Origin of the sequence: Nocardiopsis tropica (assembly GCF_042660575.1) — a bacterium.
Classification (GTDB): domain Bacteria; phylum Actinomycetota; class Actinomycetes; order Streptosporangiales; family Streptosporangiaceae; genus Nocardiopsis; species Nocardiopsis tropica.
In genome coordinates this window covers 54,596-80,196 of record NZ_JBHSUF010000013.1, presented here as the reverse complement: position 1 = coordinate 80,196, position 25,601 = coordinate 54,596, and the positions used below count along the sequence as shown (strand labels likewise).

Here is a 25,601-nt window from a genome sequence, read left to right as displayed (position 1 = left end):
CCCGGGCCCCGGACGCACCGCGGGCCCGCCCGGAGGGGGCGGGCCCGCGCGGTTGCTCAGACGGAGAGGACGACCCCGGCCCCCGCCCGCGCCTGGGGCACCGTCGTCGGCGTCTGGTGGTCCAGGCAGGAGGCCATCGCCCGGTGCCAGCGGTTGCCCCTCAACCGCGGCTCCAGCACGGACACCGTGGCCCCGTACTTGCTGAACCCGACCTCGCGGAATCCGTGCTGGTGCAGGCGGCGCTCGGTGGAGGTGAGCCCGCCGCGCGTCTTGACCTCCAGCAGGACCATGTCCGGCCTCATCCCCACGGACCACCCGTTCCGGTACCCCACCAGGTCCGTGTCCACGGTCACCCGCTCCTCTCCCGAGAACGACACGACGGTGGCGCGCCGGTAGTCGGTGACCGCGCTCGCCGTGAGCACGTCCGGCGGCTCCATGCCGTACCCGAGCAGGGTGTCGTCCAGGAACCTGCGGGTGAGGGGGGTGAGCCGGTCGGGCGGCCCCTCGTACTCGATCCGCGTCTTGTCGGTGATGCCGCGGGCCCCCTTCAGCTTCACCTCGAACATGCGCGTCCCCGTGTCCACGTAGGTGCGCACCCGGGCCTTGAACCGCACCCGCCGCCCTCTTCGATGGTCGTGGAAGGTTCTCAGGTCGGGGGTGTCGAGGTAGGTGGACGAGTACCGGAACACCTGCTGCCCTTCGATCGTCAGCACCCCGAACCGCTCCTCGGCCCCCGCGAACAGGGAGTCCGCGAAGGTGACGGGCACCAGGTACTTGCGGCAGGTGCGGGTGACCAGGGCAGCGCGCGAGTTGATCTCGGCCAGCGTCATCGGGCGGAGGGCGGCCAGCGCCTCGGAGAGGGCCGGGGCGGAGGTGTCGGTGCTCATCGGTTGCCCACCAGCCAGGCCGGGAGGGCGACGGTGCGCTCGGGGGAGGACAGGGCCGCGTCGGACCTCGACGCGAGGTAGCGGACGTCCACGACCATGAGGTCCCGCACGTAGTCGACCTCGGTGACGTCCACCCGCTTCACACGGCCCCGCAGCCGCGCCTCCAGGTCCTGCCGCAGCGCGACGGGGTCCTCGTGCACCACGTCCAGCGTCATCACCCGTCGCAGGTGCCGTGAGAGCAGGCGCGGGTGGTCCGCCGCGTACAGGCCGGTGAGCAGGAGGACGTTGAGGCCCAGCAGGATCCAGGGCGTCTGTGCCGCGACCGCGTTGACCAGGCCGAGGGTGATCGCGGTGAAGTAGTAGCCGATCTCCCCCTGGCTGATGAGGTCGGACCGCAGGCGCAGGATCGACAGCACGCCGAACAGGCCGAAGCCGACGGCGAGCCCCACCTCCTGGTTGGTCAGCATCGACACCACGGCGAAGATGCCCGTGTTGAGGGCCACGTAGGCCAGCAGCAGGTCCCGCCGGCCGTGGCGGCGGAAGTAGAGGGCGTACGACAGGACGGAGATCGCGGTCAGGTCGACCGCCAGCGCGAACCAGAACATGGTGATCATCCTCTGGACGGGGGGTGAGGCGTCCATGAGGAGCACATGAGGGAATCCTCATCCGGTCATCCCGGTGACACGGGGCCGGGGGCCGTCCCGTACGCGAACGGGGCGGAGGCGTCACCGACACCTCCGCCCCGCGCTTCCCCCGTGTCACCGGACCGTCGGCCCGGTCAGCCGGTCAGCCGGTACCCCATGCCCCGCACGGTCACGATCCGCTCCGCGCCGACCTTGCGGCGCAGGGCCCGCACGAACACGTCCACGACGTTCGACCCCGGGTCGTAGTCGTAGCCCCACACGTGGGACAGCATCTGCTGCCGGGTCAGGACCTGCCCGGGGTGCCGCATCAGCAGCTCCATCAGCCCGAACTCCCGGGCGGTGAGGTCCACCGCGTCGCCGTTCACCGCCACCCGTCTGGTGCGCAGGTCCAGGGCGAGTCCCCCCGCCCGCAGGACCGTCAGGTCGGCGGGCCGCTCGTTGCGCATCCGCAGCCGCACCCTGGCCAGCAGCTCCTCGAACCGGAACGGCTTGGTGACGTAGTCGTCCGCGCCGATCTCCAGGCCGGTCACCGTGTCCCGCACGCCGTCGCGGGCGGTCAGGATCACCACGGGGATGTCCACGCCCAGCGAACGCACGCGCCGCAGCACGTCGAACCCGTCGGTGTCCGGGAGCCCGAGGTCCAGCAGCATCATGTCGAAACCGCCGGTCACCGCGTAGTCCACGGCCTCCGCTCCGGTCCCGACCACGGTGGTGGTGAATCCGCTGGACTCCAGGCCCTTGCGGACGAACGAGGCGATGCGCTCCTCGTCCTCGACGATGAGGATGCGGCTCACGCGTACTCCCTTCCTGCGATGGTGGGGATGACCAGGGTGAACGTGGATCCGGCCCCCGGCGCGGACCTCAGGTCCACGCGGCCGTGGTGGGCCTCGGCGATGGCCCTGACGATGGCCAGGCCCAGTCCGGCGCCCCGGTCGCCCCGGGCGGCCCCGCCGCCCCGGGAGAAGCGCTCGAAGATCCTGCCGTGCTCCTCGGCCGGGATGCCGGGCCCCTCGTCGGTGACCCAGAACAGCACGTCGGGGCCGCTGACCGTGGAGCCGATCCGCAGGGTGGAGCCGGGCGCGGTGTGGCGGACGGCGTTGGCCGCCAGCTGCACCACGGCCTGGGTGACGCGCTGGGGGTCGAGCCGGGAGACCCCCTCGGCCACGGACTCCAGGCGCCAGTCGCGGTCGCCGAGCTTGCGCACCTTGGCGTCGATGTCGCTGGTCAGCTCGGCCAGGGACGTGTCCTCGGGACGGAGGAAGTCGGGCTGCTGGGACTTGGCGAGCAGCAGCAGGTCCTCGACGATCCGCGCCATGCGGTCCAGTTCGTCGGTGACCAGGCGCACGACCTCGCGGCGTTCCTCGGGGTCGTCCCCCATCAGTTCCAGGTGGCCGCGCACGATGGTGATGGGGGTGCGCAGCTCGTGCCCGGCGTCGTCGACGAACCGGCGCTGCGAGGTGAAGGCGCCCTCCAGGCGGTCCAGCATGCTGTTGAACTGCTCGGCGAGGGCGGCGATGTCGTCGCGGCCGGACACGTCGATGCGGCGGGTGAGGTCCTCCTCGGTGATGTACGCGGCGGTCTGCCGGATCAGCCGCACCGGTGCGAGGATGCGTCCGGCCACCCACCAGGCCGCGGTGCTCGCGGCGAGCAGGCCGACGAGGCTGACCAGCGCGATCGTCTGCATGGTGGTGATGACGGTGTCCTCGTCCGACTCGGTGAAGTAGCCGATGACGAACCATCCGGAGGCGCCCTCCCCGTCGGGGGGCAGGACGCGGATCTTCTCCCATTCGACGGGGCCCGCGGGGGAGTCCGCGGTGCCCCGGGCGTTCGGGTCCTCCAGGATCGCGGTGACCGCGTCGGCGTCGGCCGACAGGTCGTGGGGGGGCTCCTGGCCCTGGCGGATGCGCCCCGCCGGGGCATCGGCGCCGCCGGGCGCGCCGCCCGCGCCCCCGCCCGCGGTCTCGGACCCCTCCACCCAGGCGAACAGGATCTCGGCCTCGTCGGGGTACTGGCGCTCCAGATGGGCCCGGACCAGGGTGGACACGTCCGTGAAGGCCTCCCCGGTGCCGGGGTCGACGCCGACCTGCGCGAACTCCTGGAACTCGCCGATCTCCTGGGAGAGGGCGCCGTCGACGCGCTCGTCGTTGCGCGTGGTGAGCGCGCTCCAGGTGACCACGTTGACCAGGACGAGCACGGCCGCCATGAGCAGGACGACCCAGGCCATGATGAGGAGACGGGCCGGGATCCGCCGCCGCTGGGGGGTCTCGGGCTGCGGGCCCTCGAAGACCATGGTCGGGTACACGGAGGTGTCCTCTGTCCGGGACCACGCGCCCCTGCCGGGTACGCCGCTGAGGTCCTCCGTGGGAGAGTCCGCGCCGAAGTGACCCTCAGTCGTCATCGTCGTCGCCCCAGTCGTCATCGTCGCAGTCGTCGTCATCATCATCCCCGTTCCCGCACGTGTGTGCAGGTGACGGCTCCGGTTCGCCGCTCGGAGTCGTGGAGGGGGTCTCCGAGGGCGGGGCCGTTCCGGGGTGGTCGGGGTCCTCCTCGTCGGGGGTTCCGTCACCGTCGTGGTCGGTGACCGGGGGCGGTGGGGGGACGACGTCCTCGTCGGCCTGGTCCACGGGTTCGGCGCCGGGGGACTCCCCGACGACCACCTCGTGCGGGGGTGCGGCGTCCGACCCGCTCCCGGGCAGGGCCCACACCAGGACCGCACCCGCGACCAGGACGGCCGCGACGGCTGCGGCCAGCAGGGGCACCAAGGGTGATCTCATAGTCCGAGATCATCTCGGCTCCGGGCGAATACGAGATGAAACGGACATGAGGATCCTTTCATCCTGGCAGGTGGGGTGAGGGTTTCTGAGCCGGATCCGGGTGTGTGAGCCCCCCCTGCCCTCGACGCGGGTCGGGTTTCCGGGGGCCTCCCGACCGGATGGCGGCCCCCGCGGCGGGAGACGGCGCGCGGCGGCCACCGTGGTCGGGCCGGGGGAGAGGGGCGCCCCGCCCGCGGGCGCGGAGGCCGGGCCGTCCCGGACCGACCGTGTCCCGTCCCGGAGCCCGGGGACGGGCCGGGACGGGACAGGCGGTGGGCGGCTCCGCCCGCCCCGCACGGCCGGTCCGCGCGTGCGCCTCCCGTCAGCCGGCGCCGAGGGCCGCGGTCGGATGCTGCGCGGCGGCGCGGAGCGCGGGCACCAGTCCCGCCACCGCGCCGATGGCCACCGTCGCCGCGACCGCGCCCGCCACGGCCCACCAGGGCACCGCGACCGGCCACCCCCGCAGCAGCGCGTAGCCCAGGGTCGCGAGGGCGCCCAGGCCCGCTCCCGCCAGCCCGCCGAGCGCGGACAGCACCATCGCCTCCACCAGGAACTGCGACCGGATCGCGCCGCGCGTCGCCCCGAGGGCCCGGCGCAGGCCGATCTCCCCCCGGCGCTCCAGCACCGAGATGACCATGGTGTTGGCCACCCCCACCCCTCCCACCAGCAGGGAGACGCCGCCCAGGCCCAGCAGCAGCCCGTTGAAGGTCTGGTCGGCGGCCTCCTCCGCCGCCAGCGCCTCCGAGGGGCGCGACACCTCCACCTCGTTCGGGCGCTCCGGGTTGGCGTTGCGCCCGACCAGCTCCCGGGCCTGCGCCACCTCGTCCGGGTCCATGCGCACGTAGACGGTAGAGGGATCGCCCGAGGCTCCCAGCAGGTCCTCCGCCGCCCCTTGGCCGACCAGGGCGGCGTTGTCGAGTTCCGGGGCCAGGTCCACGGGCCCCAGCACCCCGGCCACCGAGAAGTACGTGTCACCGATGAGCACCAGAGTGTCCGGGGTGATCCGGGTGACGCCGAGCCGTGCGGCCGCGGAGGCGCCCAGCACGACCACCGGGTGGTCCGCGGTGGCGGGGTTCAGCCACGTGCCGGAGGCGACGCCGGCGCGGACGGTCTCCAGCAGGCCCAGGTCGGCGCCGTACACGCCGATCCCGCCGGACTCGGCGCTGGGGACGAGGTCGCTGCGGTACACGTTGGCCCCGTCGACGAACTCCACCTGCGACGTGTGCTCCACCTCGGGCATGCGGTCGATCCGGCCGCGCGCCTCCCCGGGGAGGCGCGCGGCCCCGCCGAACAGGGAGTCCCCGGGGGAGACCGTGACCAGGTTGGTGCCCAGGCGGGCGATCCGGGCCTCCAGCTCGGCCTGCCCGGAGGCGGAGATCCCCACCATCGCGACCATCGCGGCGATCCCGATCGCGATGCCCAGCGCGGACAGCACCACGCGGGCGGGGCGGGCGCGCAGGCCGCTCCCCCCGGCCCTGAGGCGGTCCGCCACGGAGAGCGGAGCGGGTCGGGGATGCGCGCGTCGGCGCCGCCACCGCGTCGTCGGCCGGCTCACCGCGCCACCTCCCCTGTGCCGGCGGCGGGCCTCACGACCGCGACCGGCACAGGGGCCGGACCCCCGCCCCCCGCCGTCCCCGCCGCGGGCGGGCCGGAGTCGGACACGATCCGGCCGTCCCGCATCTCCACCCGCCGCGGCAGTCCGTCGGCCAGCTCCCGGTCGTGCGTGATCACGACCACCGTGACACCGCTCCGGTGCAGTTCGTCCAGGACCTCCAGCACGGCCGCCCCCGACACCGTGTCCAGGGCCCCCGTCGGCTCGTCGGCGAGCAGGAGATCGGGGGCGCCGACGACGGCGCGCGCGATCGCCACCCGCTGCTTCTGCCCGCCGGACAGCTCGTGGGGCCGGTGGCCCGCCCGATCGGCCAGGCCGACCCGCTCCAGGGCCTCGGCCGCACGGGCCCTGCGCACGCGCAGCGGGACCCCCGAGTAGAGGAGGCCCTCCGCCACGTTGTCCAGCGCGCGCACGTTGGGGGCCAGGTGGAACTGCTGGAACACGAACCCGATCGAGCGGGCGCGCAGGGCGGACAGCTGGTCGTCCCCCAGGGAGCCGACGTCGTGCCCGAACACGCGCACCGCCCCCTCGGTGGGGGCGTCCAGGGTGCCGACCAGGTTGAGCATGGTCGACTTGCCCGATCCGGACGGCCCGACGATCGCCGCCATCTCCCCGAGCTCCACGCGCAGGTCCACCCCGTCCAGGGCGCGCACCCCGCCGGGGTAGTGGCGGCTGACGCCGCTGAACTCGACGGCCGGGGCGTCGTCGGCCCCCGCGACGGACGGTTCGGCGTTCCCGCGCACCCGCGCGTCCAGGTCCCCGCGCGCATCCCCGGCGGCGGCGACCCGTGCGAACGGTCCGAGGCCACGGCGGGTGCCGGCGCGTGCCGTGCCGCTCATCCGGGCACCACGACCTCGGTGCCCTCGCCGATCCCGTCCCCGGTGACCTCCACGAGCCCGTCCACGAACCACCCGGCCTCCACCGGAACATCGCGCACGGCGCCGTCGTCGCCCACCACGGACAGCCCGTACCCTCCGCCGGCGAGCGCCATGAGCGCGCCCACCGGGGCGGCGAGGACGTCCTCGCGGGACTCGCCGCGCACCTCCACCTCGACGGGGGCCTGGTCCAGGAAGTCCACTCCGTCCCTGGCCAGCTCGATCAGGACCTCCACCGTGGGCTCGGCCTCCTCGCCCGGCGCCTCCTCGTCGGAGCCGGTCTCCGCGACGGTCCCCACCGAGACGATCTCGCCCTCCGCGGACTCCCCGCCGGGCAGACGCACGGTGACACCGTCCTCCTCGGCCACCAGGTCGCGGTCGTCCACGTCCAGGTCGATCCGGACGACCTCCTGCGTCGAGCTGGTGCCGAGCAGCGCCGTGGCGGGCGCGACGCTCCCGCCGACCACCGCGTCGTGGCCGGTCACGCGCACCGGACCGGACACGTACCAGATCCGGGCCGGGTCCACGGTGCCGGTCACCTCCACCCCCTCGTCGCGCTGCCAGCGCTCGACCGCCTCCACCGTGAGCCAGGTGTACTCGCCGTCCACGGTGAATCCGCCGTACCCCAGCTCGGCGAGGGCCTGCTCGAACTGGCGCACGTCCTCGCCCCGGCTCCCCGACTCCAGAAGCCGGTACGCGGGCTTGTCCCCGTGCAGCAGCAGCGTCGGAACCCCGTCCACCTCCCAGGCCCGGTCGCCCGCGGCCAGCTCGGCCCCCACCCCGGGGAGCCAGGTGAGCACGCCCCCGGAGCGGGCGAAGAACGAGCCGCCCCCCGCGTAGCCGAGTGTGCCGTCCAGCTCCTCCTCACGGTGCAGGGTCGTGCGCTCCACCGTGGCCGTGGCCGTGGCGTCCGGCCGGGGAAGCTCCTCCCCCGTGGGGGAGGGCGGCACGCCCCACACGGCCAGGGCCGCGGCGACGCACAGGGCCAGGAGGGCCACCAGCGCTGCGGCCGGCCGGCCCGGGCGCCGCCACCGGCGCGGGGGCGGCGGTACGTCCTCTCGCCCGTCCTCGGGGACGAGCACGGTGTCGGCGCTCACGAACCGTCCCCGGACTCCGCGCCGGACCCGTCCAGCTGGATGCTTCCCCCGGTGCATGCCGCCACGGCCTCCATGTTCTCGTCGTCGCGCACCTCCGGAAGGGTCAGGCCCTCGCCCGGCTCGGGGTCGGGGACGTCCAGGCCCTGCTCCCGCAGGCACTCCGCCAGCTCCAGGGAGTCCTCGAACGCCTCCTGTTCGGTCGGCGCGTTCTCGTCCACGGGAAGGAGTTCCTCGCACTCCTCCAACGCGGCCGTCATCTCGTTGTCATCGGGGCCGAAGGCGGGCATCGCGGGCATGTTGCCGCCCTGGGGGTCCGGGACGTCCACGCCGTTGTCGCGCATGCAGGCGGCGAAGTCGAGCATCGCCTCCTCCGTGCTCGGCTCACCGCCCGCCTCGGCGTCGGCCGTGTCGGACCCGCCGCCACCGAGGAGACCGCATCCGGTGCTGAGCAGGGCGGTCAGTACCGCCCCCAGGGCGGGGAGGGCCAGTGCGCGCATGTGTCGTTCGCTCCTTCTCTGCGGTGCCGGGAGTGCCCGGCACGGCGTCGTGGTCGGGACACATGCCACAGCGGCGGCGGTTAGCCGGTGGTTAGGGGGCGGGCCCGGCCCGGGGCCCCGGGCCGGGCGTAACCCCGGCCTAACCCGCGGGGTGATACTGCTGTTCCGCGCTTTGTCGACAGGTCGACCGGAGGGGGAGGGGCACATGCGGGTTCTGGTGGTGGAGGACGAGCCGGCGCTGGCGGCGACCGTCGCGGAGGGCCTGCGCGGGGAGGGCATGGCCGTGGATGTCTGCCACGACGGGGACACGGGGCTGGAGATGGCCACCGTGCACGGCTACGACGTGATCGTGCTCGACCGCGACCTGCCCGTGCTCCACGGCGACCAGGTCTGCCGACTGCTGGCGGAGGACGCCGGGGTCGAGGCGCGCGTGCTCATGCTCACGGCCGCCGGCGGGCTGGACGACCGGGTCGAGGGGCTCGAACTCGGCGCGGACGACTACCTCGCCAAGCCCTTCGCGTACGTGGAGCTGCGGGCCCGCGTCCGGGCGCTGGGGCGCCGGGCCCGTCCTGCGGCCCGCCCCAGGCTGAGCCGGGCCGGCCTCGTGGTGGACACCAACCGGCGGACCGCGTTCCGCGACGGCCGGGAGCTGGCGCTCTCGCCCAAGGAGCTGGGCGTCCTGGAGGAGCTGCTGCGCGCCGACGGGGCTCCGGTGACCGCGACGCACCTCATCGAGAAGGTGTGGGACGCCCACCTGGACCCGTTCAGCGGGGTGCTCAAGGTGGTGGTGCACGGACTGCGCCGCAAGCTCGGCGCCCCGGCGGTCATCGTGACCGTCCCCGGCCACGGCTACCGGATCTGACGTGGCGACGGGGAAGAGGGCCCGGAGGCAGGTGCTGTCCCGCCTCGTGCTGCCCTCCGGCCTCACGCTGCGCACCAGGCTCGCCCTCGTGTACACGGGGGTCTTTCTCCTCGGCGGCGCCGTGCTGCTGGTGGTGAACTACGGCCTCGTCGCCACCAGTCTGGAGCACCGGAGCCTCGACCTCACGGCGACGATCGAGGGGGCCGCGGCCGACACGGCCCCCCCGGCCGGCGAGGAGGCCGGACCGTTCACCCCCGTCGAACCGGCCGAACCCGCGGGCGCGGCGCGGCCCTCGGAGGCGATGCCCGTGGCCGAGACGGTGCTCCTGGACGTGGTGGCCGACTACCGGTCCGCCGTGCTCTCGGACATGGTGCTGAACTCCGTGCTGGTCCTGGCGGGCGTCACCGCGCTCGCCGCCCTGGCCGGGTGGCTGATCGCGGGCCGCCCGATGCGGCGCCTGCACCGGGTCACCGAGACCGCGCGGACCCTCTCCGAGCGCGACCTGCACAGCAGGCTGGCGCTCACCGGGCCGGACGACGAGTTCCGGGAGCTCGGCGACACCTTCGACGGCATGCTCGCCCGCCTGGAGGGGGCGTTCGAGAGCCAGAGGCGGTTCGTCGCCAACGCTTCGCACGAGCTCCGCACGCCCCTGGCCGTCCAGCGGGCCGCCCTTGAAGTCCCCCTGGCCCAGGACCGCGTGCCCGACGACCTGCGCCCCGCGTTCACCCGCGTGCTCGACTCGGTCGGCCGCAGCGAGGACCTGATCACGGGACTGCTCCTGCTGGCCCGGTCCGACCGGGGCCTGACCCGCACCGAGACGGTGGATCTGGCGGAGACGGCGCGCGAGGCGGCCGGCCTCCAGGAGGAGGCGGCCGGGGCGGCCGGGGTCGAACTGCACGTGGACACCGAGCCCGCCGAGGTCGCGGGCGACCCGGTCCTGCTGGCACACCTGGTCCGCAACCTGGTGGACAACGCCGTCCGGTACAACGCCCCGGGCGGGTGGGTGCGGGTACGGGTGCGCACGGCGGCCGGGCGCACGGTGCTGAAGGTGACGAACACCGGCCCGGAGGTGGGAAGCGCCGACGTCCTGTTCGAGCCGTTCCACCGGGGGGACGCGGCGAGGCTGCACGCGGAGCGCTCGGGCAGCGGTCTCGGGTTGTCCGTCGTCCGGTCGATCGCCTCGGCGCACGGGGCGACGGCGACGGCACGGCCGCGTCCTGGCGGGGGGCTCGTGGCCACGGTCGGCTTCCCCGGCGGGTAGGCGTGCCCGGTCCGGCGGAGCCCCGGTCGGCCCGGGGCGGAACGCGCCCGCCCGAGGGGCACGCCCGGATCCGCCGGGGCGCTCCCCGCCGGGGCGCTCCCCGCCGGGGCGCGGCTCAGGAGGCCGGTTCGGGCTCCCGCTCGGGCGCGCTGCTCTGGGGGACGGTGAGCAGCCTGATCCCGTACGCCCCCAGCACGGCTCCCGCCGCGGCGACCACGCCGCCGACCCAGCCGCCCCCGTACGTCTCGCCCATGAAGCCCACTCCCACCACGGTCGCGGCGAGCGGGTTGGTGAAGGTGGTGATCCCCAGGGGGGCTCCCAGGTCCATGCCCTGGTAGGCGGCCTGCGCCAGGAACAGCCCCAGCACGGCGATCACCGGTGTGGCCAGCGCGGAGGAGTGCAGCAGACCCGCGGCGCCGACCTCCCCGATGACGGCGACGGCGGTCTTGACCGTGGCCGAGGAGACCCCGAAGGCCACGCCCGCGGCGCCCGCCAGGAGGTAGCTGCGCCAGGCGGTGGACCGGACGCGCCCGGCCAGCCACGCGGTGGCCAGCAGCAGGACCGTGGTGCCCAGGCCGACCACCGCGGAACCGGTGTCGTCGAGGACCCCGCCCTGCCCGCCCGTCACCGTCACCGAGAGCAGGGCGGCCAGCGCCACCACGGTGAACGCCGCCCCGCGCCACTCCTCACGGGTGACCCGCCGCCCGCCCAGCCGGGCCGACCACGGGATGCCGAACACCAGGACCAGCACGCCGAGCGGTTGCACCACGCTCAGCGGGGCGTGGCTCACCGCCGCCACCTGGAATCCCGCGCGGCCCCCGTTGAACAGCAGCGACACCCACCACAGCGGGTGCCGCAGCAGCGCCTTCAGCTGCCGGCCGCCGGTGAGCGGCTCCGTCACCCGTACGGCGAGCCTCCGCTGGGCCACCGCGGCGGCCGTGTAGGCCGAGCACGACAGCACCGCGAACATGATTCCCAAGCCCGTCCCGAACACCATGACTGCCATGATCGCGCCCTCCGGGGGCGGTCGCGCCGCGGGGGAGCGGACGGACGGCGGGAACCTCCCCGGGGGGCCGGCCGGAACCGGGGCCCGTCCGGGCGGGCGCCGCCGCCCGAAGCCGCTTCCGGGGAGGTCCCGGGGCCGCCGGGCCCGGAGGACGGCACCGGAACCGGGTCCCGGAGCACCGTGGCCGAGGCCACAAGCGGCCACGTGCGCGCCCTACCCGCGCTCGGCGACGGCGCCCCGGTACAGGGCGGAGACCACGCCCTCGATGTCCGGTTCGCGCAGCGTCAGGTCGACGACCTCGTGGCGCCCGGCGACCCGGGAGATCACCGCGGCCGGGTTGCCGGACAGCTCCAGCCACTGCCGGGGGCCGTCCACGCGCACGCACGCGCCGCCCTCCACCTCGATGGGCGGGGCGGGAGCGGCGAGGTCGACGACCAGGACGCGCGGCGTGGGCACGCTCGCGCGCAGGCCCTCCAGGTCGCCGTCGTACGCGAGGCGCCCCTTGTCGATGACGACGACCCGCCTGCACAGCCGCTCGACGTCGCCGAGGTCGTGGGTGGTCAGCAGGATCGTCGTGCCCTCCTCCGCGTTGAGCCGGAGGAGGAACTCGCGGATGGTCGACTTGCTGACCACGTCCAGTCCGATGGTCGGCTCGTCCAGGACCAGCAGGTCGGGGCCGTGCAGCAGCGCGGCGGTGAGGTCGCCGCGCATCCGCTGGCCCAGGCTCAGCTGCCGCACCGGAGTGGCCAGGAACGGGCCCAGCTCCAGGAGTTCGGTGAGCTCGGCCAGGCGGCGGGCGTGGTCGGCGGCCGGGACCCGGTACATGTGCCGGACCAGCTCCAGGCTGTCCTTCAGCGGCAGGTCCCACCACAGGGTGGTGCGCTGGCCGAACACCACGCCGATCCGCGAGGCCAGGCGGGTGCGCTCGCGGGAGGGCTCCAGCCCGTTCACGCGCAGGTACCCGGCGCTGGGTGTGAGGATGCCGGTCAGCATCTTCATCGTGCTGCTCTTCCCCGCCCCGTTCGGCCCGAGGTAGCCGACGATCTCGCCCGGCCGGACGGTGAAGGTCACGTCGGCGACCGCGCTGACGGTGCGGCGCCTCCGCCGCAGGAACGGGCCCTCGGAGAGGACGAAGTCGCGGCCCAGGCCGACGGCCTCGATGACGGGGCCGTCACCGCCGGTGTTCGGTTCGGACGTGGTCATCATCAGCTCCCGGTGGATCGGTAGTGGCGGAGGCCGAACCTCCAGCAGGCGGCGGCGACCGCGCACAGGGCGACGGCGACGAAGGGGGTGGCGAAGCGCAGGGATTCCGGCAGTCCGGTCGGGTCCGGCCGGTCGAGGAGGTAGAGGGCGGGCTGCCAGGTGACGAAGGCCAGCGGCAGGACGAAGGTCGCGGCGCGCACGACGTTCTTCGGGTAGATCGCCATCGGGTACTCGGTGAGGGCCTGCCCGCCGTAGGTGATCGAGTTGGCGGCCTCCCGCGCGTCGGCGACGAAGAACTGGAGGCAGGCCCCGATGATCCAGACCGCGCAGCAGATCGCGGTCGCCGACACCAGCAGCACCGGCAGCATCAGCACCTTGCCGACGCTCCAGTCGATGTCGCACGCGGCCAGGGCCACCACGGTGACCGCCGAACCGGGGACGATCCGGCCCAGGCGGCGGGGCGCGAAGCGGTCCGTCGCCATCTGGACCAGCGGCGGGACCGGGCGCACCAGCATGACGTCGAGGGAACCGGTCCTGATGTGCCGTCCCAGGACCTCCACCATGCCCATCACCATGTCGGCGCAGGCGAACGCGGTCGTGGCCATCCCGGCGATGAGCAGGCCCTCGGCCATCCCGAACCCGGAGACCTCCCCGGCATGGCCGAACACGACGAAGACGGCCCCCATCTCGGCGAAGGCGCCCAGGGCGGTCGACAGGGTCATCATGGCCAGGGACGCCGGGTACTGCGCCAGGGCGCGGCACCAGGTCCATGCGAGCAGCACGTAGGCCCGGACCGGCCAGAGCACGGACTCGCGGGTGCGGGCGAGGAGGTCAGCCACCCTGGACCACCACCTTCCGCGTGGCGTGGGAGGTGACCCGGGCGCCGAGGGCGAGGAGGGCGGCCGCCCACGCGGCCTGGAGGGCCAGGCCGCCGAGGGGGCTCCCGCCGGGCAGGGACTCCTTGCCCAGGAAGACCTCGGCGGGGATCTGGGCGATGGAGGCCCACGGGAGCACGCGCAGCACGTCGGCGACCGCCGGGGGGAAGAGGGGGAGCGGGATCAGCATCCCGGCCGCCACCGGGCCGAGCAGCCCGGCCACCGCCCAGATCCCGGTGGAGTCCATCAGCCAGAACCCGGCCAGCTCGTACAGGTAGCGCAGCGCGAACGACACGAGCGCGGCCAGGACGAAGGAGACCAGGGCGATCGCCCAGCGGCCCGGTTCGGAGGGGACGACCAGGTCGAACAGGACGAGGCCGACCGCGAACGTGGGCACTCCGCGGAAGACGAGGTTGAACGTGGCCCGACCCATGTCGTCGGCCAGCCACCAGCCCATCATCGAGACGGGGCGGAGCATGTCGGTGGCGACCGCCCCGCTGCGGACGCGTTCGCCGAGTTCCAGGGGCGGCCCCATGATGGCGACCATGCCGATGAGGGCCTGGCCGACGAACACCTGGGTGACGGCGTCGCCCGCGTCGTAGCCGTTGATCTCGGGCCGCACCGAGAAGAGGGCGAGCATGACGGCCGCGTTGATCGCGCCGAAGACGGCGTTGGTGAGGATCCCGGCGATCGTGGCGACGCGGTAGGTGGAGTAGCGGTGCAGGCCGAGGGCGTACACCGCGAGGTAGACGCGCATGGGCGCGGGCTCCCGGAGGTCGAGACGTGCAGGTGGTGACCGGTCCCGACACCGGGGCGGAGCCCCGGCGGAGACGCGGTGTCCGGCACGTCCCTGACGCCGTGGGGCTCAGGTCCGGGTCGCCGCGAGGGACCGACGCTAGCACAGCCCGGGCCGGCGCAGAGGGGGATCCGCGGACCGGAACCGGCCGAGCGGGCGCCGGGGGAGGACGCCCCTCCGGCCGGGGCGACGGGGATCGGTGGGTCGTCCCCGGTGGAGGCCGGTCCGGGCCGGCGACGTTGCGGCGGCCGGCGAAACGTCGGGCGCCTAGATTCTCCCGATGTGAACACCGAACAGCACACGGGACCGGCGCGGGCCGCCGCGCCGCCGCCCCTCGAACACCGGACCATCCGGCCGCGCATCCTCTACTTCGGCACGCCGGTGGTCCTGATCTCCACCGCCAACGACGACGGCACGCCCAACCTCGCGCCGATCTCCTCGGTCTGGGCCCTGGGACACCTGCTGGTGCTGGGGCTCGGCGCCACGGGACAGACCGCGCGCAACCTGGCGGAGCGCCCCGGGTTCGCGGCCTGCTTCCCGGCGGCCGAGGACTGGTCGCGCGTCGAGCGCCTGGCCCCGCTGACCGGGCGCGACCCCGTGCCCCCGGGCAAGCCGCCCGGCTGCCGCTTCGAGGCGGACAAGTTCGCCGCCGCCGGCCTGACCCCGCAGGAGTCCGAGCTGGTCGCCCCGCCCCGCGTGGCGGAGTGCCCGCTCCAGCTGGAGGCCCGGGTGGTACGGGCCGACGCCGACGCCTCGGGGGACCTCGTGGTGGTCCAGGCCGACGTGCTGCGCGTGCACGCGGACACCCGCGTGGTGGTGCCGGGCACCGACCACGTCGACCCGTCCCGCTGGAACCCGCTGATCTACAACTTCCGCCACTACTTCGGGCTCGGGCGGCAGCACGGCCACTCGCACCGCTCCGAGACCCCGGCCCCCTGACACGGGGTGTCACGGACGGGGGCGGGGCGCCGGTGCCTCCCCGGTCACCGGCGGCCGCGCCGCCCCCGCCGCTCAGCCCGACCCGCCCCCTCTCCCCCGGGAGGGGGCTCCGGGTCAGGCGAGTCCGCGCCCTCCGGAACGGCCCGACACCGACATGCGGACCACCGTCGGCAGGCGTTCGAGTTCGAGGGACTCCCTCAGGGAGGCGACGGGCCCGTCCCGGCAGGTGCGCCACACGTCGGCGGGGTCCGCGTCCTCGGTCAGCACCAGGTCCAGCCACAGGCGGGGCTCGCGGGAGGACTCGGTGAAGTGCGCCCGGCCGCGCCGCACCCGGGGGTCCGCGCAGGCCTCGGCGACCACGGCGTCCCCGGCGGCGGACGCGGGGACGCCGGTCCGCCCCGACGCCGTGTCCTCACCCACCCGCAGCCGTCCGGCACGGTTCGAGCGCCCCTGTACGAGCAGCCACCGCACCGCCGACACCGTCACGACCAGGGCGACGGCGGCGACGACGTACGGTGTCCACGGCCAGGCCAGGGCCGTTTCCAGCGGTCCGCCCCCGACCGGCGCGGCGGCGGTGGCGCCGCCGAGGAGGCCCCCTCCGGCGGCGAGGCCCGCTGCCCCGCACAGCACCAGGGGCAGCCCCGTGAGCACCAGACCGAGCCTGTTGCCGCGCGCGGTCCTCCGGGCCCCCTTGTGCGGGAACCCCCGGATCGTGGACGCGGTCGGCCCGGGGGAGGGTCCGTCCTGCTCCGCGACCCCTCCCGGCGGGACCTCCCGCAGGGCGCCGTTCTCCTCCATGGTCACGCCTCCTCCCTGAGCCGGACGACGACCCGCGGGGCACGGAGCGGTCGGAGGTCCTCCACCCTCCGGCGCACCACCGCCTCCACCCGCTCGCCGAGCCAGCCCGCCTCGCGTATGTGCGTCCGGACCTCGATCCGCACGGTGCGGCTCCCGCCCCGGACCCGGACCGAGCCGACGCCGTCGACCCCGCGGGCCTCGACGGCGAGGATGTCGCGCAGGCCCCTGCGGGTCAGGCCCGCCACCGTGTCCCGGTCGTCGGTCCGCAGGGCCAGGTGGCCGCCGGTCCCCGGCAGGAGCGCGGTCAGCACCAGCGTCAGGCCGACGGCGGCGGCCACGGCCGAGAGCACCATGGCCTCGGGCGCCTCCCAGGGCGTGGACGACACGCGGGAGAGGCTTCCGTCGATCCCCGTGAGCGGCGACGGCGCCCCGTCCGCACCCGCGGTGGTCACCGCGACCGCCAGCCCGCCGACGACGGCCACCGAGACCGCCGCGACGGCGGCGGGCAGCGACCGCTGCGGCCGGAAGACCCGCACGGCGGTACGCCGCGCGGTCCGGACCCCGGCGGGGGAGGGGCCCGCGGGTGTCCTCTGCTTCTGTGACGCCTCCTGGAGGGAAGTCATGTCCGCGTCCTTCGTGTCAGGGATCAGCGCACCCGCGGGGCGGGCACGAGTTCGACGATCTCGATGTCGGCGCTGTGGACGGTGAGGCCGGTGAGCGCCTCCACCGTCGCGGTGACGTGCGCCCGGACCTCCTCCGCCGTCCGCGCGAGGGGTGACGGGTAGGCGACGGCGATCTCCAGGCGCAGCGCGACGCGGGAACCCCCGCGCCGTACCCCGGCCCGTGCCGGTCCGCGCCCCGCCAGCCCCCCGAGCCGTTCGGCGAGGGGGCGGACACGGGGGTGCTCGGCCGCGGCCGTGAGCGCCACGCGCTCCACCACCCGGTCGGCGACGGTCGTGGCACCCCGCTCCTCCGGCGGGGCCGTGGAGGGCCCCGCGGGCGCTCCCCCGCGGAGGGGGGAGCGCGCCGCCTGCGCCCGCCGGCCCGGCGCCCCGGCGGGGATCACCGGCGGTCACCTCGTTCGCGCCGGGTGAACAGTTCGGCGAGGTCCACCTCGCCCGCGTACGCCCGTCCGGCCAGGAAGCCGGCCGTCCCGAGTACGAGGACGAGGAGGAAGGCCCCGAAGCCGCCGAAGGCGGCGGCGAGACCGAGGACCGCTCCGAAGGCGAGTCCGACGATCGGCCACATGGGTCCCGCTCCTCCTCTCGTCCCTGCGGCCGGCCCCCGGTCCGGGGACCGGCCGGTTCTCATCGGACCCTCGGCTCTGCGGCGGGCTGCTCCTCGCCCTCGTCGGGGAGGTGGATGTCGTCGACGGCCACGTTGACCTCGGTGACCTCCAGGCCCGTCATGCGCTCCACGGCGGTGATGACGTTGCGCCGTACCGCGCCCGCGAGGTCGGGGATGGAGACCCCGTACTCGACGACCAGGTTGATGTCGACGGCCGCCTGGCGCTCGCCCACCTCGACGGCCACGCCGCGCGCGGCGGTGTTCGTGGAGGTCGAACCGGGGATGCGCTCACGGACGGCGTCGAAGGCGCGGGCGGCCCCGCCGCCCATCTGGTGCACGCCCCGGACCTCGCGGGCGGCCATGCCGGAGATCTTGGCGACCACGTGGTCGGCGATCGACGTGCGTCCGTTGCCGGAGCCCGCCTCCCGGTCGCGGTCGGTGCGGGCGGGGGCCGAGGCGTCCCGCAGCGGGGCGGGGGCGAGACCGCCGCCGGCCACCGCCTCGTCACCGCGGTTCCCGTCGTTCTGAGCGCTCTTCGCGGTCATGGGCCGTTCTCCTTCGTCGGTGGGATGCGTCTTGCGTTGTCGCTTCGTCACAGGGGAGGACACGGGGAACGGGCCCGGGCTCACGCCCTCTCTTGTGTGACCTGCATCACTATCAGGATAGGAGCATCGGGGCGGTGCTGTGCGTGTTCGATCGAAAACCTAGGGTAGTTTCGCTGTGCGCGTGTACTGGGAGGGGTGGCCTTACCACCGATGCACAGGGAAACCGCACTGCCGGAGAGCGTGCTCGTGGAGCGCGCCCAGGACGGGGACGACCGGGCCTTCGAGATCCTCGTCCGCAGGCACCAGGACACCGTCTACCGGATCGCCCTCCGCGTGGTGGGCGACCCCGGCGACGCCCGCGACGCCGCCCAGGAGGCCCTGGTCACGGCCTGGCGCAAGCTCCCCGAGCTCACCGACCCCCAGAGCTTTCCCGCCTGGCTCCACCGGATCGTGGGCCGGCGCGCGCTGAACGTCCTGAGGGCCAGGAGGCCGGAGGCGCCCGTCGAGGACGACGAGGGGTTCGCCGCCCCCGGTCCCGGGCCGGTGGGGGAGGCGATCGCGGGCGACCTCCGGGAGGCGCTGTTCAACGCGCTCTCGGGGCTCCCGCCCCCGCAGAGGACCTGCTGGGTCCTGCGCGAGATGGAAGGATTGGGTTATGAAGAGATAGCGGCGATCGTCGACACGACCCCGACCGCCGTGCGTGGACGCATTCACCGCGCGCGTACCCATCTCGTGGAGGCGCTTGAGCCATGGCGGTAGACCCGTCCGACGACCACGACCGGCTCCCCTGCGGGAATTCGGTGGACGCCCTCCTGCGACACCTGACGTCCGGGGAGCCCACACCGCACGAGTCCGCCTGCGAGTACTGCCGGGAGCAGGCGGAGGAGCTGCGCCCCCTCGTCTCGGCGGTCCGGCGGACCGGTGACCAGGAGGTCAGTGCGCCCCCCGGCCTGCTGGCGGACGTGATGCGCGCCGTGCGCGCGGAGAGGCGCACCGGCGGCACCGTCGTCCTCTCGGGCCCCGGGCCCGGGGGCACCGAGGTCCGGGAGACCGCCGTGGCCGCCATGCTGCGCGCCTCCGTCGAGTCCGTCCCCGGCGTGGTCGTGGGCCGCTGCCGGGTCGAGCAGACGCCGGAGGGGCTCGTCGTCCTGGCCACGGCGCGGGTGGCCCTCGGCCTGCCGATCGTCGAGGCCGCCGAGGAGGCGCGGCGCGCCATGCGATCCCTGGTGGAGGACCGGCTGGGGCTGCGCGCGGCCCGCGTGGACATCGACGTCGTCGACCTCGACGACCCCGCGGGGTAGCCCCGCCCGGCAGACCGCCGGTGTGCCTCCGCACCGACCCGCCGCGTTCCCCGGGCCGCCCCTCCCCCGGCCTTCCGGCGGGCTCCGCACCCGCCCCTCCCCGGCCTTCCGGCGGGCTCCGCACCCGCCCCTCCCCGGCCTTCCGGCGGGCTCCGCACCGCGCCTCCTGGCCGTCCGGCGGCCCGGTCCGGCCGATCGGGGGATGCCCGGCCGCGTCCCCGCGCGCCACCCTTGGCCGGAGGGTACGCCGAGGAGAGGACGCACGAGATGGACGCCACAGCGGTGCCGTCGGCGCGAGGGGAGCGCCGACTCGCCCCCGACCTGGCGCGGGGGTTCATGCTGCTGCTCATCGCCATGGCCTACGCCGGGGTGTACGCGGGGGCGGGCTTCGGCACGGACGCCTCCGGGGCGGCTCCGCTCGACAGGGGCGCGGCCTTCGCGACCACGCTGCTGCTGGACAACCGGGCGTTCCCGATGTTCGCGATCCTGTTCGGCTACGGACTGGCGTGGACGGTCGCCCGCCAGTCCGCGCGAGGCGCGCCCGAGGCCGAGGTCCGCCGCCTGCTCCGCAGGCGCGGGCTCTTCCTCCTGCTGTTCGGCTTCGTGCACGCGCTGCTGGTGTTCCCCGGCGAGATCCTCGCCTCCTACGGCGTCGCCGCCCTGGTCACCGGGTGGCTGCTGCTGCGTTCCACCCGGGCCGTGACGCGCGCGGCCGTGGCGTTCGCCGCGCTCTACGCGGTGACCGTCCCCCTGGCGATGGTCGGGATGAGCCTGGGCACCGCCGGCGCCGAGGGCGGCGAGGTGTACGCCGTCGCGGGGTACCTCACCGCCGGGGACTGGGCGGCCCGCCTGATCGGGCTCCCGTTCGGACCGGTGTTCGTCGCGATCGCCTACCCGCTGTTCCTGCTGGTGGTGCTCGGCTACCGGGCGGGCCGCGCGGGGCTGCTGGACGACCCGGAGGCGCACAGGGGGCTGCTGGCGCGTGTCGCGGCGGCCGGTGTGGCCGTGTCCGTCGCTGGAGCCCTGCCCTCCGCACTCACGGCGGTGGGCGCACTGGAGCCGGGAGCGGTCGCGCAGGGCCTGATGATGGCGCTCCAGGTGCTGACCGGTGTCTTCGGAGGGGCCGGGTACGCGGCCCTGTTCACGCTGTGGGCGATCCGCCTGGACCGCGGCCGGGGGGCGCTGACCCGCACCGTCGCGGCGGTGGGAGAGCGCTCCCTGACCTTCTACATCCTCAACTCGGTGCTGGTCGCGGCCGTGCTCCACCCCGACCTCGCGGGGATGGGGCCGAGGGTGGGAGGTTTCGGCGCGCTGGTCGTCGCGGCCCTGGTCTGGCTGGTCGGCCTCGGCCTGGCCGCGTGGCTCGCCGGGTCGGCGCGTCCCGGACCCCTGGACGCGCTCATGCGCCGTCTCGTGCACGGAGGCCGGCGCCGCGCAGGGCCGCACGCGGGCTGAGCCCGCAGGCCACGCCCACCTCGTACGGCGTCCTCGCACGGCGGGGCCCGGGCCGCCCCGCGGGCGCGGCGGCCCCCGGGCCTTCCCGGGACCCGGGCGCGCCGTCGGCCGGGGCCGCGTCCGGCCCGGCCCCGTCGTCCGGGCCGGGCACGAGCGCGAGCATGATCAGGGAGAGCCCGACGGCGCTGATCAGCGCCAGCGCGAGCATCATCCCGGGGGACCGCCAGACCGCGTCGACCCCTCCGGGGCCGGTCCCCGGGACTCCGAGGCCGACTCCGGCCCCGATCGACGTCAGGCCCTGGACGGGGAAGCCCGCCAGGCCGCCGGCGATCTCGGCGGCGGCCAGGACCGTCACGGCACCGGCGGCGGCCCTGACGGCGAACAGGGGGCCGCGGCGGAGGACGCGCGGTCGGGATTGCGCCCCCCGGCGCGCCCCGGGGGAGGCGTTGCGGGCTCCGGCAGCGGTTCCGGTCGGCTCGATGTCGGTCACGTAGCGCACCTCGTGGATCGTCGCGTGCGAGTGGTCGCACCTCGCTTGCACTCCACCCCGTGGAACGGTGACGAACGTCCGGGTCATCGCAGGTGGAGTGCGGTTTCGCTCACACCCTCCAGGTGTTCCCGGAGCGATGCCGCGCGGGTGCGCCGGCCCGGCGCACCCGCGCGGACCGGACCCGCGGCGGCCCCTCCGGTGCGGGGGCCGCCGCGGGCGGGGACGGCAGCGGCCGGTCGGACCGCGGGCGGCGACTCCGCTCCGTGACGGACGTCACTCCGAGTCGTTACCTCGTCGTCACGGAGTGACGAACGGGCGCAACGTCCGCCGGGCACCTTCGGGTCCATGGACGTCTCCGATGGTGACCACGGGAACAACGACCACCGCCACGGCTTCCTCGGCCGCGAGGCACTCGACCTGGGCGCACTGCTCCTCGCGGCGGGGGCGTCGCACGTCGTGGTGCTCTCCCTCGGACACAGCGACGGAGGTGTCCGCACGCTGATCGGCGTGGGGGTGCTCCTCCTCGCGGTCTCCGCGCTGCACCGCTGGCACCGGCACCGAGCCGCGCACGCGCCCCGGCGTCGCGGACCGCGCGCGGACGCGGCCGGGAGCGGGGCGGGGGACGCGGCGGGGACCGCGCCGTACGCCGCGCACGACCCGGCCGACGACCGGTTGTGGGGGGTGAGGGTGACCGTCGCCGACGTGCCCGGCGGCCTGGCGGCGCTCACCGCCCGGTTCGCGGCCCTGGGGGTCGACATCCGGCTGATGCAGGTGCACCCCGCCGGGACCGACGCCGTGGACGAGTTCTTCGTCAGCGCCCCCGCGCACGTGGGGGAGGAGGCGCTGCACACCGCCGTGCGCGAGGCGGGCGGCCGGGACGCGCTCGTACGGCCCGCCGACGTCCACGAACTCAGCGACACCACCAGCCGCACCCTCGCCCTGGTCAGCGCGCTGATCGCCGGGGCGGCCACCCTGGAGCGCTCCCTGCTCGCGCTCACGGCGGCCCACGAGGTGGAGCACGCCGACAGCCCTCCCGCCGGGTTGGGGAGGGAGGACCTCTCGGGCGCCTCCATGACCCTGCCCGCACCGGACGGGGGCGTGCTCACCGTCCGCCGGAACGGGGTGCCGTTCACCGCCGTGGAGTTCGCCCGGTGCCGCGCGCTGGTCCAGGTGGCCTCCTCCCTGCACGCCCGGACGCGCCGGGGCTGAGCCCGCACGGGGCGCGGCGGGGGGTGCGGGGGACCGTGCCGCGGCCCGGGAGGCGGGGCCGCGGCCGGCGTCCCCGGGGCCGGGACGGGGGCCGGAAAAACGGAGCACGCGCGTGACGTGCCACGACGCGCGGGAGCCGTCCACAGGTACGTGGAATCGGGGAGAGCCGGCGTTTTCGTGGGTACAGGTGACGTATGGCAACTCCCCCCTCACTCCTCACGCTCCCCCCGCCCGCCCGGACACGGTCCGTCCGCTCGATGGTCGCGGTCCTGGCCGCGGCGTGCGCCCTCCTCCTGGGCGCCGCCGTGCTCGCGCCCCCGGCGTCCGCCTCCGCCGCCCCCGGCCCCGCCGCCTCCGGACCGGAGCTGCGCCAGGGCAGCACGGGACCGGAGGTGACCGCCCTCCAGGAGCGGCTCACCGAGCTGGGCTACTGGATCGACGGCGTGGACGGCCAGTTCGGCTTCCACACGGACCAGGCGGTCGTGGCCCTCCAGAAGGCCGCCGGCCTCGACCGCGACGGCGTGGTCGGCCCCGCCACCCGCGCAGCGCTCGACGAGGGCGTGCTCCCCTCCGCCACGACCACCTCCGGCGACCTGCTGGAGATCGACCTGGAGAGGCAGCTGCTCCTGGTGGTCTCCGACGGCGAGGTCGAGCGCGTCGTCAACACCTCCACCGGCTCCGGCCAGCCCTACGAGGGCTCGGACGGCAGCGAGCGGATCGCCACCACCCCCACCGGCACCTACACCGTCTTCCGCGACGTGGACGCCTGGGACCCCGGCCCCTACGGCGCCCTCTACCGACCCAAGTACTTCAACGGCGGCATCGCCGTCCACGGATACCCGAGCGTTCCCGCGCAGCCCGCTTCCAAGGGCTGTGCACGGGTGAGCCTGGCCGCGATGGACTGGCTCTGGGAGAGCGGGAACATCGACGTGCACACCTCCGTCCTCGTCCGCTGACCCCTTCCGGCGCCGGGCGCCGGCCGGGCGCCGTGGCCCCCGCGGCGTCCGGCCGGGGTGCTCCGGCCGACGCGCCCTGTGCGCGTTCCGGGCGGCGGTCCGGCGTGGACGCCGCCCGGGCGGGAAGATGACGGGCAGCCGTGCGCAGGCGCCGCCCGGCGGAGAGGAACTGCCCCGGTGCCCTTCCTGATCGCCACGGAGCCGGGAGACCCCGGCCGGCCGAACGAGGACTTCGCCGCCGCCACCGCGACCAGCGCCGTGCTGTTGGACGGGGCCACCGCCCCGGACGGCCTGGACGACGGCTGCTCCCACGGCGTCGCCTGGTACACGCGGCGGCTCGGCGCGCTCCTGCTGGCCGGAGCGGACGCGGGGGCGCCCCTCCGCGACTCCCTGGCCGAGGCCATCGCCACGGCCTCGGCGCTGCACGCGGACACCTGCGACCTCGACAACCGGCAGACGCCGTCGGCGACGGTGGTGGCGGTGCGGGTGGGCGGCGGGCGGCTGGAGTACCTGGTGCTGTCCGACTCCGTCCTGCTGGTGGAGGACGGAGCGGGCGGAGCGGTCGTGGTCGCCGACACCCGGCTCGACGACCTGAGGGCCGAGCCGGACCGCCGGGGCGCGATCCGGGACCTGCGCAACGTGCCCGGCGGCTTCTGGACGGCGGGGGCGGACACGCGTGCCGCCGAGGAGGCGATCACCGGAACCCTGCCCGCACGCCCCTTCGCGGCGATGACCGACGGGGCGGGCCGGGTGGCCGAGACCTTCGGCGACCTGAATTGGGGACAGATTCTCGCCCTGGTATCGGACAAGGGACCCCGTTCCCTGGTGGACCGGGTCCGCGTACTGGAAAGAGCCGATCCGGAGCGGTCGGAGTTCCCGCGGGGCAAGGCGAGCGACGACGCCACCGTCCTGGCGTGGGCTCCGGAGGGCTAGTTTCGGTCCCGCTAAAACTGGTGATTCGGTTAACCTGCTTTTCGGGGAAGCAAGATCATTTCCATGCTTTCCCAGGTCGCGCCGCTCCCACCATTTCCCATCATTGCGGACGTTTCCCTCGGGGCGTCAGATGACATTTGCTGTGTTGCGCACAAAAATTCCACAGTGGGGCGCGACGGGGCGTCCACGTCACAGGCCAGGGAGACCCACGCCTCTCCGGAACCCGGGCACCAGGCGCTTTCGCGTGTCGTGTTCATCCGGTAGATTTCCTGGTAACCGAACCGTCGGAGTTCCCTCCACAACATCCCGAGACCGGCCTTCGGTGTTCTCTCAGCCCCCTTGTTCGCGTTTGCGCCACTCGGGCGTACCACGCACGGAAGAACTACATGACGTCGATTTCGACCGGTGAAAAGGAGACGATGTGAGTCCCACAAACATCCTTGAGCCCACCGGTCCCAACATCGCCCTCGGCCGCACCACATGGCTGGACAGCGTCCTGTCCACCCCCAGCGCAACCGTCGAGCGCCGCCTCCCCGTGCAGGCGCTGGTCGGCTACGAACAGCGCCCCAACCCCCTGGACGCCGAGAACCCCGCCGAGTTCCTGCTGACCATGCGCCGCTACCTCGTCTGGGCGGGCGACTGGTCCTACCTCGAACTCGAGTACCTGTGCGGGGGAGCGGTCAAGAGCTCCACCTTCCAGCAGGCCCTCGAAGGCACCGAGCTGCCCAGATACGTGTTCCTCATGGCCTTCGTCACCGCCTGCGCGGGTACCGACGACGGTGAGCGCCGGCGCTGGGTCACCGCCTGGCAGCGGCTCCGCTCCGCCGGGTACTGATCCCCCGGGGGCCCGTCCCCCTCCGGAGACGGCCGCCCCGTCTGCTGTGCGCGCGTGTCCGAAACATCCACGCCGCTCGCGGCGGCCCGCCGGTCCGGCGAGTTCCACCCCTGTAGGCGCACCGCCCCGGACGCCGTCGGCGCCCACCGTGCGGAGGGGCTCCGGCACGCCTGGTCCGCCCTCCCGCCGGGTTCCGGCAAGTCCCTCGCCGAGCTCGAAGCGGCCCGACGTCTCGGCCGCCGCACCGTCGTCCCCGTGTCCGGCACCGCCGCTCGGGACCGGCGGCGGAACCGCGGACCGGCCCCGGCGAGGACCTCGGAGGAGTTCTCCGAACAGGGCCACAGCGGCACCCCGCACAGGGATACTGGTCCCCCGAGCGCGCGGTCCCTTCACCCTCGCGCCACCACCCGTTCGGCTGTCCCTCG

At 74.9% G+C, this 25,601-nt stretch carries 29 protein-coding genes; 10 read left to right on the top strand and 19 right to left on the bottom strand.

The window, feature by feature from the left end:
* Nucleotides 1-56: 56 nt before the first annotated feature.
* The 9 genes from ACFQBR_RS21330 to ACFQBR_RS21290 form a co-directional block, all read right to left on the bottom strand.
* A complete protein-coding gene (locus ACFQBR_RS21330) occupies nt 57-887 on the bottom strand; it encodes a polyphosphate polymerase domain-containing protein (RefSeq protein WP_344180247.1) in 831 nt (276 codons plus the stop codon).
* Complete coding sequence (locus ACFQBR_RS21325) at nt 884-1,492, bottom strand: DUF4956 domain-containing protein (protein WP_344180286.1); 609 nt, start codon at nt 1,490-1,492, stop codon at nt 884-886. Before ACFQBR_RS21325 ends, ACFQBR_RS21330 begins: the two co-directional genes overlap by 4 nt.
* A gap of 173 nt (nt 1,493-1,665) precedes the next feature.
* Nucleotides 1,666-2,325 (bottom strand): response regulator transcription factor, encoded by a 660-nt coding sequence (locus ACFQBR_RS21320; protein WP_267947280.1) that lies wholly within the window; start codon nt 2,323-2,325, stop codon nt 1,666-1,668.
* A complete protein-coding gene (locus tag ACFQBR_RS21315) occupies nt 2,322-3,929 on the bottom strand; it encodes a sensor histidine kinase (RefSeq protein ID WP_344180244.1) in 1,608 nt (535 codons plus the stop codon). Before ACFQBR_RS21315 ends, ACFQBR_RS21320 begins: the two co-directional genes overlap by 4 nt.
* Nucleotides 3,919-4,305: a hypothetical protein gene (locus ACFQBR_RS21310; protein ID WP_344180242.1), complete on the bottom strand. Its 387-nt coding sequence runs from the start codon at nt 4,303-4,305 to the stop codon at nt 3,919-3,921. The genes ACFQBR_RS21315 and ACFQBR_RS21310 overlap by 11 nt, the downstream gene beginning before the upstream one ends.
* A gap of 361 nt (nt 4,306-4,666) precedes the next feature.
* The gene (locus tag ACFQBR_RS21305; RefSeq protein ID WP_378554216.1) at nt 4,667-5,836 is read right to left on the bottom strand and encodes an ABC transporter permease; all 1,170 of its coding nucleotides are present in this window, start codon (nt 5,834-5,836) and stop codon (nt 4,667-4,669) included.
* A 59-nt stretch (nt 5,837-5,895) separates the two neighbouring features.
* On the bottom strand, nt 5,896-6,795 hold the full coding sequence (locus ACFQBR_RS21300) for an ABC transporter ATP-binding protein (RefSeq protein ID WP_378554214.1): 900 nt from the start codon (nt 6,793-6,795) through the stop codon (nt 5,896-5,898).
* The gene (locus ACFQBR_RS21295; RefSeq protein ID WP_344180238.1) at nt 6,792-7,928 is read right to left on the bottom strand and encodes a peptidoglycan-binding protein; all 1,137 of its coding nucleotides are present in this window, start codon (nt 7,926-7,928) and stop codon (nt 6,792-6,794) included. Before ACFQBR_RS21295 ends, ACFQBR_RS21300 begins: the two co-directional genes overlap by 4 nt.
* Nucleotides 7,925-8,425, bottom strand: a complete 501-nt coding sequence (locus ACFQBR_RS21290; protein WP_344180236.1) for a hypothetical protein — start codon at nt 8,423-8,425, stop codon at nt 7,925-7,927. Before ACFQBR_RS21290 ends, ACFQBR_RS21295 begins: the two co-directional genes overlap by 4 nt.
* A 205-nt stretch (nt 8,426-8,630) precedes the next feature.
* Between ACFQBR_RS21290 and ACFQBR_RS21285 the strand changes: the two genes are divergently transcribed.
* On the top strand, nt 8,631-9,287 hold the full coding sequence (locus ACFQBR_RS21285; RefSeq protein WP_344180234.1) for a response regulator transcription factor: 657 nt from the start codon (nt 8,631-8,633) through the stop codon (nt 9,285-9,287).
* 1 nt (nt 9,288) lies between these two features.
* Nucleotides 9,289-10,548 (top strand): sensor histidine kinase, encoded by a 1,260-nt coding sequence (locus ACFQBR_RS21280; RefSeq protein ID WP_344180232.1) that lies wholly within the window; start codon nt 9,289-9,291, stop codon nt 10,546-10,548.
* Nucleotides 10,549-10,663: 115 nt separating this feature from the next.
* Here ACFQBR_RS21280 and ACFQBR_RS21275 read toward each other — a convergent pair whose 3' ends face one another.
* From ACFQBR_RS21275 to ACFQBR_RS21260, 4 genes are all read right to left on the bottom strand, one after another.
* Entirely contained in the window at nt 10,664-11,545 is an 882-nt protein-coding gene (locus ACFQBR_RS21275) for a DMT family transporter (RefSeq protein ID WP_378554210.1), read from the bottom strand.
* A gap of 222 nt (nt 11,546-11,767) precedes the next feature.
* Nucleotides 11,768-12,757 carry an ABC transporter ATP-binding protein gene (locus tag ACFQBR_RS21270; protein WP_344180230.1) on the bottom strand — a complete coding sequence of 330 codons (990 nt, stop codon included), beginning with the start codon at nt 12,755-12,757 and terminating at the stop codon, nt 11,768-11,770.
* A 2-nt stretch (nt 12,758-12,759) separates the two neighbouring features.
* Nucleotides 12,760-13,596 (bottom strand): ABC transporter permease, encoded by an 837-nt coding sequence (locus ACFQBR_RS21265; RefSeq protein ID WP_344180228.1) that lies wholly within the window; start codon nt 13,594-13,596, stop codon nt 12,760-12,762.
* Entirely contained in the window at nt 13,589-14,389 is an 801-nt protein-coding gene (locus tag ACFQBR_RS21260; protein ID WP_344180226.1) for an ABC transporter permease, read from the bottom strand. The genes ACFQBR_RS21265 and ACFQBR_RS21260 overlap by 8 nt, the downstream gene beginning before the upstream one ends.
* A 321-nt stretch (nt 14,390-14,710) precedes the next feature.
* Between ACFQBR_RS21260 and ACFQBR_RS21255 the strand changes: the two genes are divergently transcribed.
* Entirely contained in the window at nt 14,711-15,367 is a 657-nt protein-coding gene (locus tag ACFQBR_RS21255) for a flavin reductase family protein (protein WP_267947273.1), read from the top strand.
* A gap of 114 nt (nt 15,368-15,481) precedes the next feature.
* On the opposite strand, the gene ACFQBR_RS21250 is transcribed toward ACFQBR_RS21255, so the two are convergent.
* Genes ACFQBR_RS21250 through ACFQBR_RS21230 form a run of 5 tightly spaced genes read right to left on the bottom strand, consistent with a single transcriptional unit; the run spans nt 15,482 to nt 17,997 of the window.
* Entirely contained in the window at nt 15,482-16,165 is a 684-nt protein-coding gene (locus ACFQBR_RS21250) for a hypothetical protein (protein ID WP_344180282.1), read from the bottom strand.
* Between the two features lie 2 nt (nt 16,166-16,167).
* Nucleotides 16,168-16,788: a DUF6286 domain-containing protein gene (locus tag ACFQBR_RS21245; RefSeq protein ID WP_344180224.1), complete on the bottom strand. Its 621-nt coding sequence runs from the start codon at nt 16,786-16,788 to the stop codon at nt 16,168-16,170.
* A gap of 23 nt (nt 16,789-16,811) precedes the next feature.
* Nucleotides 16,812-17,231 (bottom strand): Asp23/Gls24 family envelope stress response protein, encoded by a 420-nt coding sequence (locus ACFQBR_RS21240; protein WP_344180222.1) that lies wholly within the window; start codon nt 17,229-17,231, stop codon nt 16,812-16,814.
* The gene (locus ACFQBR_RS21235) at nt 17,228-17,413 is read right to left on the bottom strand and encodes a hypothetical protein (RefSeq protein WP_330159983.1); all 186 of its coding nucleotides are present in this window, start codon (nt 17,411-17,413) and stop codon (nt 17,228-17,230) included. The genes ACFQBR_RS21240 and ACFQBR_RS21235 overlap by 4 nt, the downstream gene beginning before the upstream one ends.
* Nucleotides 17,414-17,472: 59 nt before the next feature.
* Complete coding sequence (locus ACFQBR_RS21230; RefSeq protein ID WP_344180220.1) at nt 17,473-17,997, bottom strand: Asp23/Gls24 family envelope stress response protein; 525 nt, start codon at nt 17,995-17,997, stop codon at nt 17,473-17,475.
* Between the two features lie 210 nt (nt 17,998-18,207).
* On the opposite strand from ACFQBR_RS21230, the gene ACFQBR_RS21225 reads away from it, so the two are divergent.
* The 3 genes from ACFQBR_RS21225 to ACFQBR_RS21215 all read left to right on the top strand — a co-directional run bounded on the left by ACFQBR_RS21225 (nt 18,208) and on the right by ACFQBR_RS21215 (nt 20,753).
* Nucleotides 18,208-18,756: an RNA polymerase sigma factor gene (locus ACFQBR_RS21225; RefSeq protein ID WP_267947268.1), complete on the top strand. Its 549-nt coding sequence runs from the start codon at nt 18,208-18,210 to the stop codon at nt 18,754-18,756.
* Nucleotides 18,747-19,298 (top strand): anti-sigma factor, encoded by a 552-nt coding sequence (locus ACFQBR_RS21220; RefSeq protein ID WP_344180218.1) that lies wholly within the window; start codon nt 18,747-18,749, stop codon nt 19,296-19,298. Before ACFQBR_RS21225 ends, ACFQBR_RS21220 begins: the two co-directional genes overlap by 10 nt.
* A 267-nt stretch (nt 19,299-19,565) precedes the next feature.
* Entirely contained in the window at nt 19,566-20,753 is a 1,188-nt protein-coding gene (locus ACFQBR_RS21215; RefSeq protein WP_344180216.1) for a DUF418 domain-containing protein, read from the top strand.
* Here ACFQBR_RS21215 and ACFQBR_RS21210 read toward each other — a convergent pair.
* On the bottom strand, nt 20,698-21,294 hold the full coding sequence (locus tag ACFQBR_RS21210) for a hypothetical protein (protein WP_378554204.1): 597 nt from the start codon (nt 21,292-21,294) through the stop codon (nt 20,698-20,700). The two genes, ACFQBR_RS21215 and ACFQBR_RS21210, sit on opposite strands and share 56 nt — an antisense overlap.
* Before the next feature lie 294 nt (nt 21,295-21,588).
* Between ACFQBR_RS21210 and ACFQBR_RS21205 the strand changes: the two genes are divergently transcribed.
* From ACFQBR_RS21205 to ACFQBR_RS21190, 4 genes are all read left to right on the top strand, one after another.
* A complete protein-coding gene (locus tag ACFQBR_RS21205; protein WP_267947264.1) occupies nt 21,589-22,452 on the top strand; it encodes an ACT domain-containing protein in 864 nt (287 codons plus the stop codon).
* Nucleotides 22,453-22,646: 194 nt separating this feature from the next.
* A complete protein-coding gene (locus ACFQBR_RS21200; RefSeq protein ID WP_267947263.1) occupies nt 22,647-23,408 on the top strand; it encodes a L,D-transpeptidase family protein in 762 nt (253 codons plus the stop codon).
* Between the two features lie 177 nt (nt 23,409-23,585).
* Nucleotides 23,586-24,341, top strand: coding sequence for a hypothetical protein (locus ACFQBR_RS21195; RefSeq protein WP_344180212.1), 756 nt, complete (start codon nt 23,586-23,588; stop codon nt 24,339-24,341).
* 421 nt (nt 24,342-24,762) lie between these two features.
* Nucleotides 24,763-25,176 (top strand): hypothetical protein, encoded by a 414-nt coding sequence (locus tag ACFQBR_RS21190; protein WP_267947261.1) that lies wholly within the window; start codon nt 24,763-24,765, stop codon nt 25,174-25,176.
* Nucleotides 25,177-25,601: the final 425 nt, after the last annotated feature.

Excerpts from the sequence above, each read along its gene's own strand:
- ACFQBR_RS21330 (WP_344180247.1), bottom strand. The coding sequence starts at position 887 with ATGAGCACCGACACCTCCGCCCCGGCCCTCTCCGAGGCGCTGGCCGCC.
- ACFQBR_RS21325 (WP_344180286.1), bottom strand. The coding sequence starts at position 1,492 with ATGTTCTGGTTCGCGCTGGCGGTCGACCTGACCGCGATCTCCGTCCTG.
- ACFQBR_RS21315 (WP_344180244.1), bottom strand. The coding sequence starts at position 3,929 with ATGACGACTGAGGGTCACTTCGGCGCGGACTCTCCCACGGAGGACCTC.
- ACFQBR_RS21310 (WP_344180242.1), bottom strand. The coding sequence starts at position 4,305 with ATGAGATCACCCTTGGTGCCCCTGCTGGCCGCAGCCGTCGCGGCCGTC.
- ACFQBR_RS21300 (WP_378554214.1), bottom strand. The coding sequence starts at position 6,795 with ATGAGCGGCACGGCACGCGCCGGCACCCGCCGTGGCCTCGGACCGTTC.
- ACFQBR_RS21290 (WP_344180236.1), bottom strand. The coding sequence starts at position 8,425 with ATGCGCGCACTGGCCCTCCCCGCCCTGGGGGCGGTACTGACCGCCCTG.
- ACFQBR_RS21285 (WP_344180234.1), top strand. The coding sequence starts at position 8,631 with ATGCGGGTTCTGGTGGTGGAGGACGAGCCGGCGCTGGCGGCGACCGTC.
- ACFQBR_RS21275 (WP_378554210.1), bottom strand. The coding sequence starts at position 11,545 with ATGGTGTTCGGGACGGGCTTGGGAATCATGTTCGCGGTGCTGTCGTGC.
- ACFQBR_RS21270 (WP_344180230.1), bottom strand. The coding sequence starts at position 12,757 with ATGACCACGTCCGAACCGAACACCGGCGGTGACGGCCCCGTCATCGAG.
- ACFQBR_RS21260 (WP_344180226.1), bottom strand. The coding sequence starts at position 14,389 with ATGCGCGTCTACCTCGCGGTGTACGCCCTCGGCCTGCACCGCTACTCC.
- ACFQBR_RS21250 (WP_344180282.1), bottom strand. The coding sequence starts at position 16,165 with ATGGAGGAGAACGGCGCCCTGCGGGAGGTCCCGCCGGGAGGGGTCGCG.
- ACFQBR_RS21245 (WP_344180224.1), bottom strand. The coding sequence starts at position 16,788 with ATGACTTCCCTCCAGGAGGCGTCACAGAAGCAGAGGACACCCGCGGGC.
- ACFQBR_RS21235 (WP_330159983.1), bottom strand. The coding sequence starts at position 17,413 with ATGTGGCCGATCGTCGGACTCGCCTTCGGAGCGGTCCTCGGTCTCGCC.
- ACFQBR_RS21230 (WP_344180220.1), bottom strand. The coding sequence starts at position 17,997 with ATGACCGCGAAGAGCGCTCAGAACGACGGGAACCGCGGTGACGAGGCG.
- ACFQBR_RS21225 (WP_267947268.1), top strand. The coding sequence starts at position 18,208 with ATGCACAGGGAAACCGCACTGCCGGAGAGCGTGCTCGTGGAGCGCGCC.
- ACFQBR_RS21220 (WP_344180218.1), top strand. The coding sequence starts at position 18,747 with ATGGCGGTAGACCCGTCCGACGACCACGACCGGCTCCCCTGCGGGAAT.
- ACFQBR_RS21215 (WP_344180216.1), top strand. The coding sequence starts at position 19,566 with ATGGACGCCACAGCGGTGCCGTCGGCGCGAGGGGAGCGCCGACTCGCC.
- ACFQBR_RS21205 (WP_267947264.1), top strand. The coding sequence starts at position 21,589 with ATGGACGTCTCCGATGGTGACCACGGGAACAACGACCACCGCCACGGC.
- ACFQBR_RS21200 (WP_267947263.1), top strand. The coding sequence starts at position 22,647 with ATGGCAACTCCCCCCTCACTCCTCACGCTCCCCCCGCCCGCCCGGACA.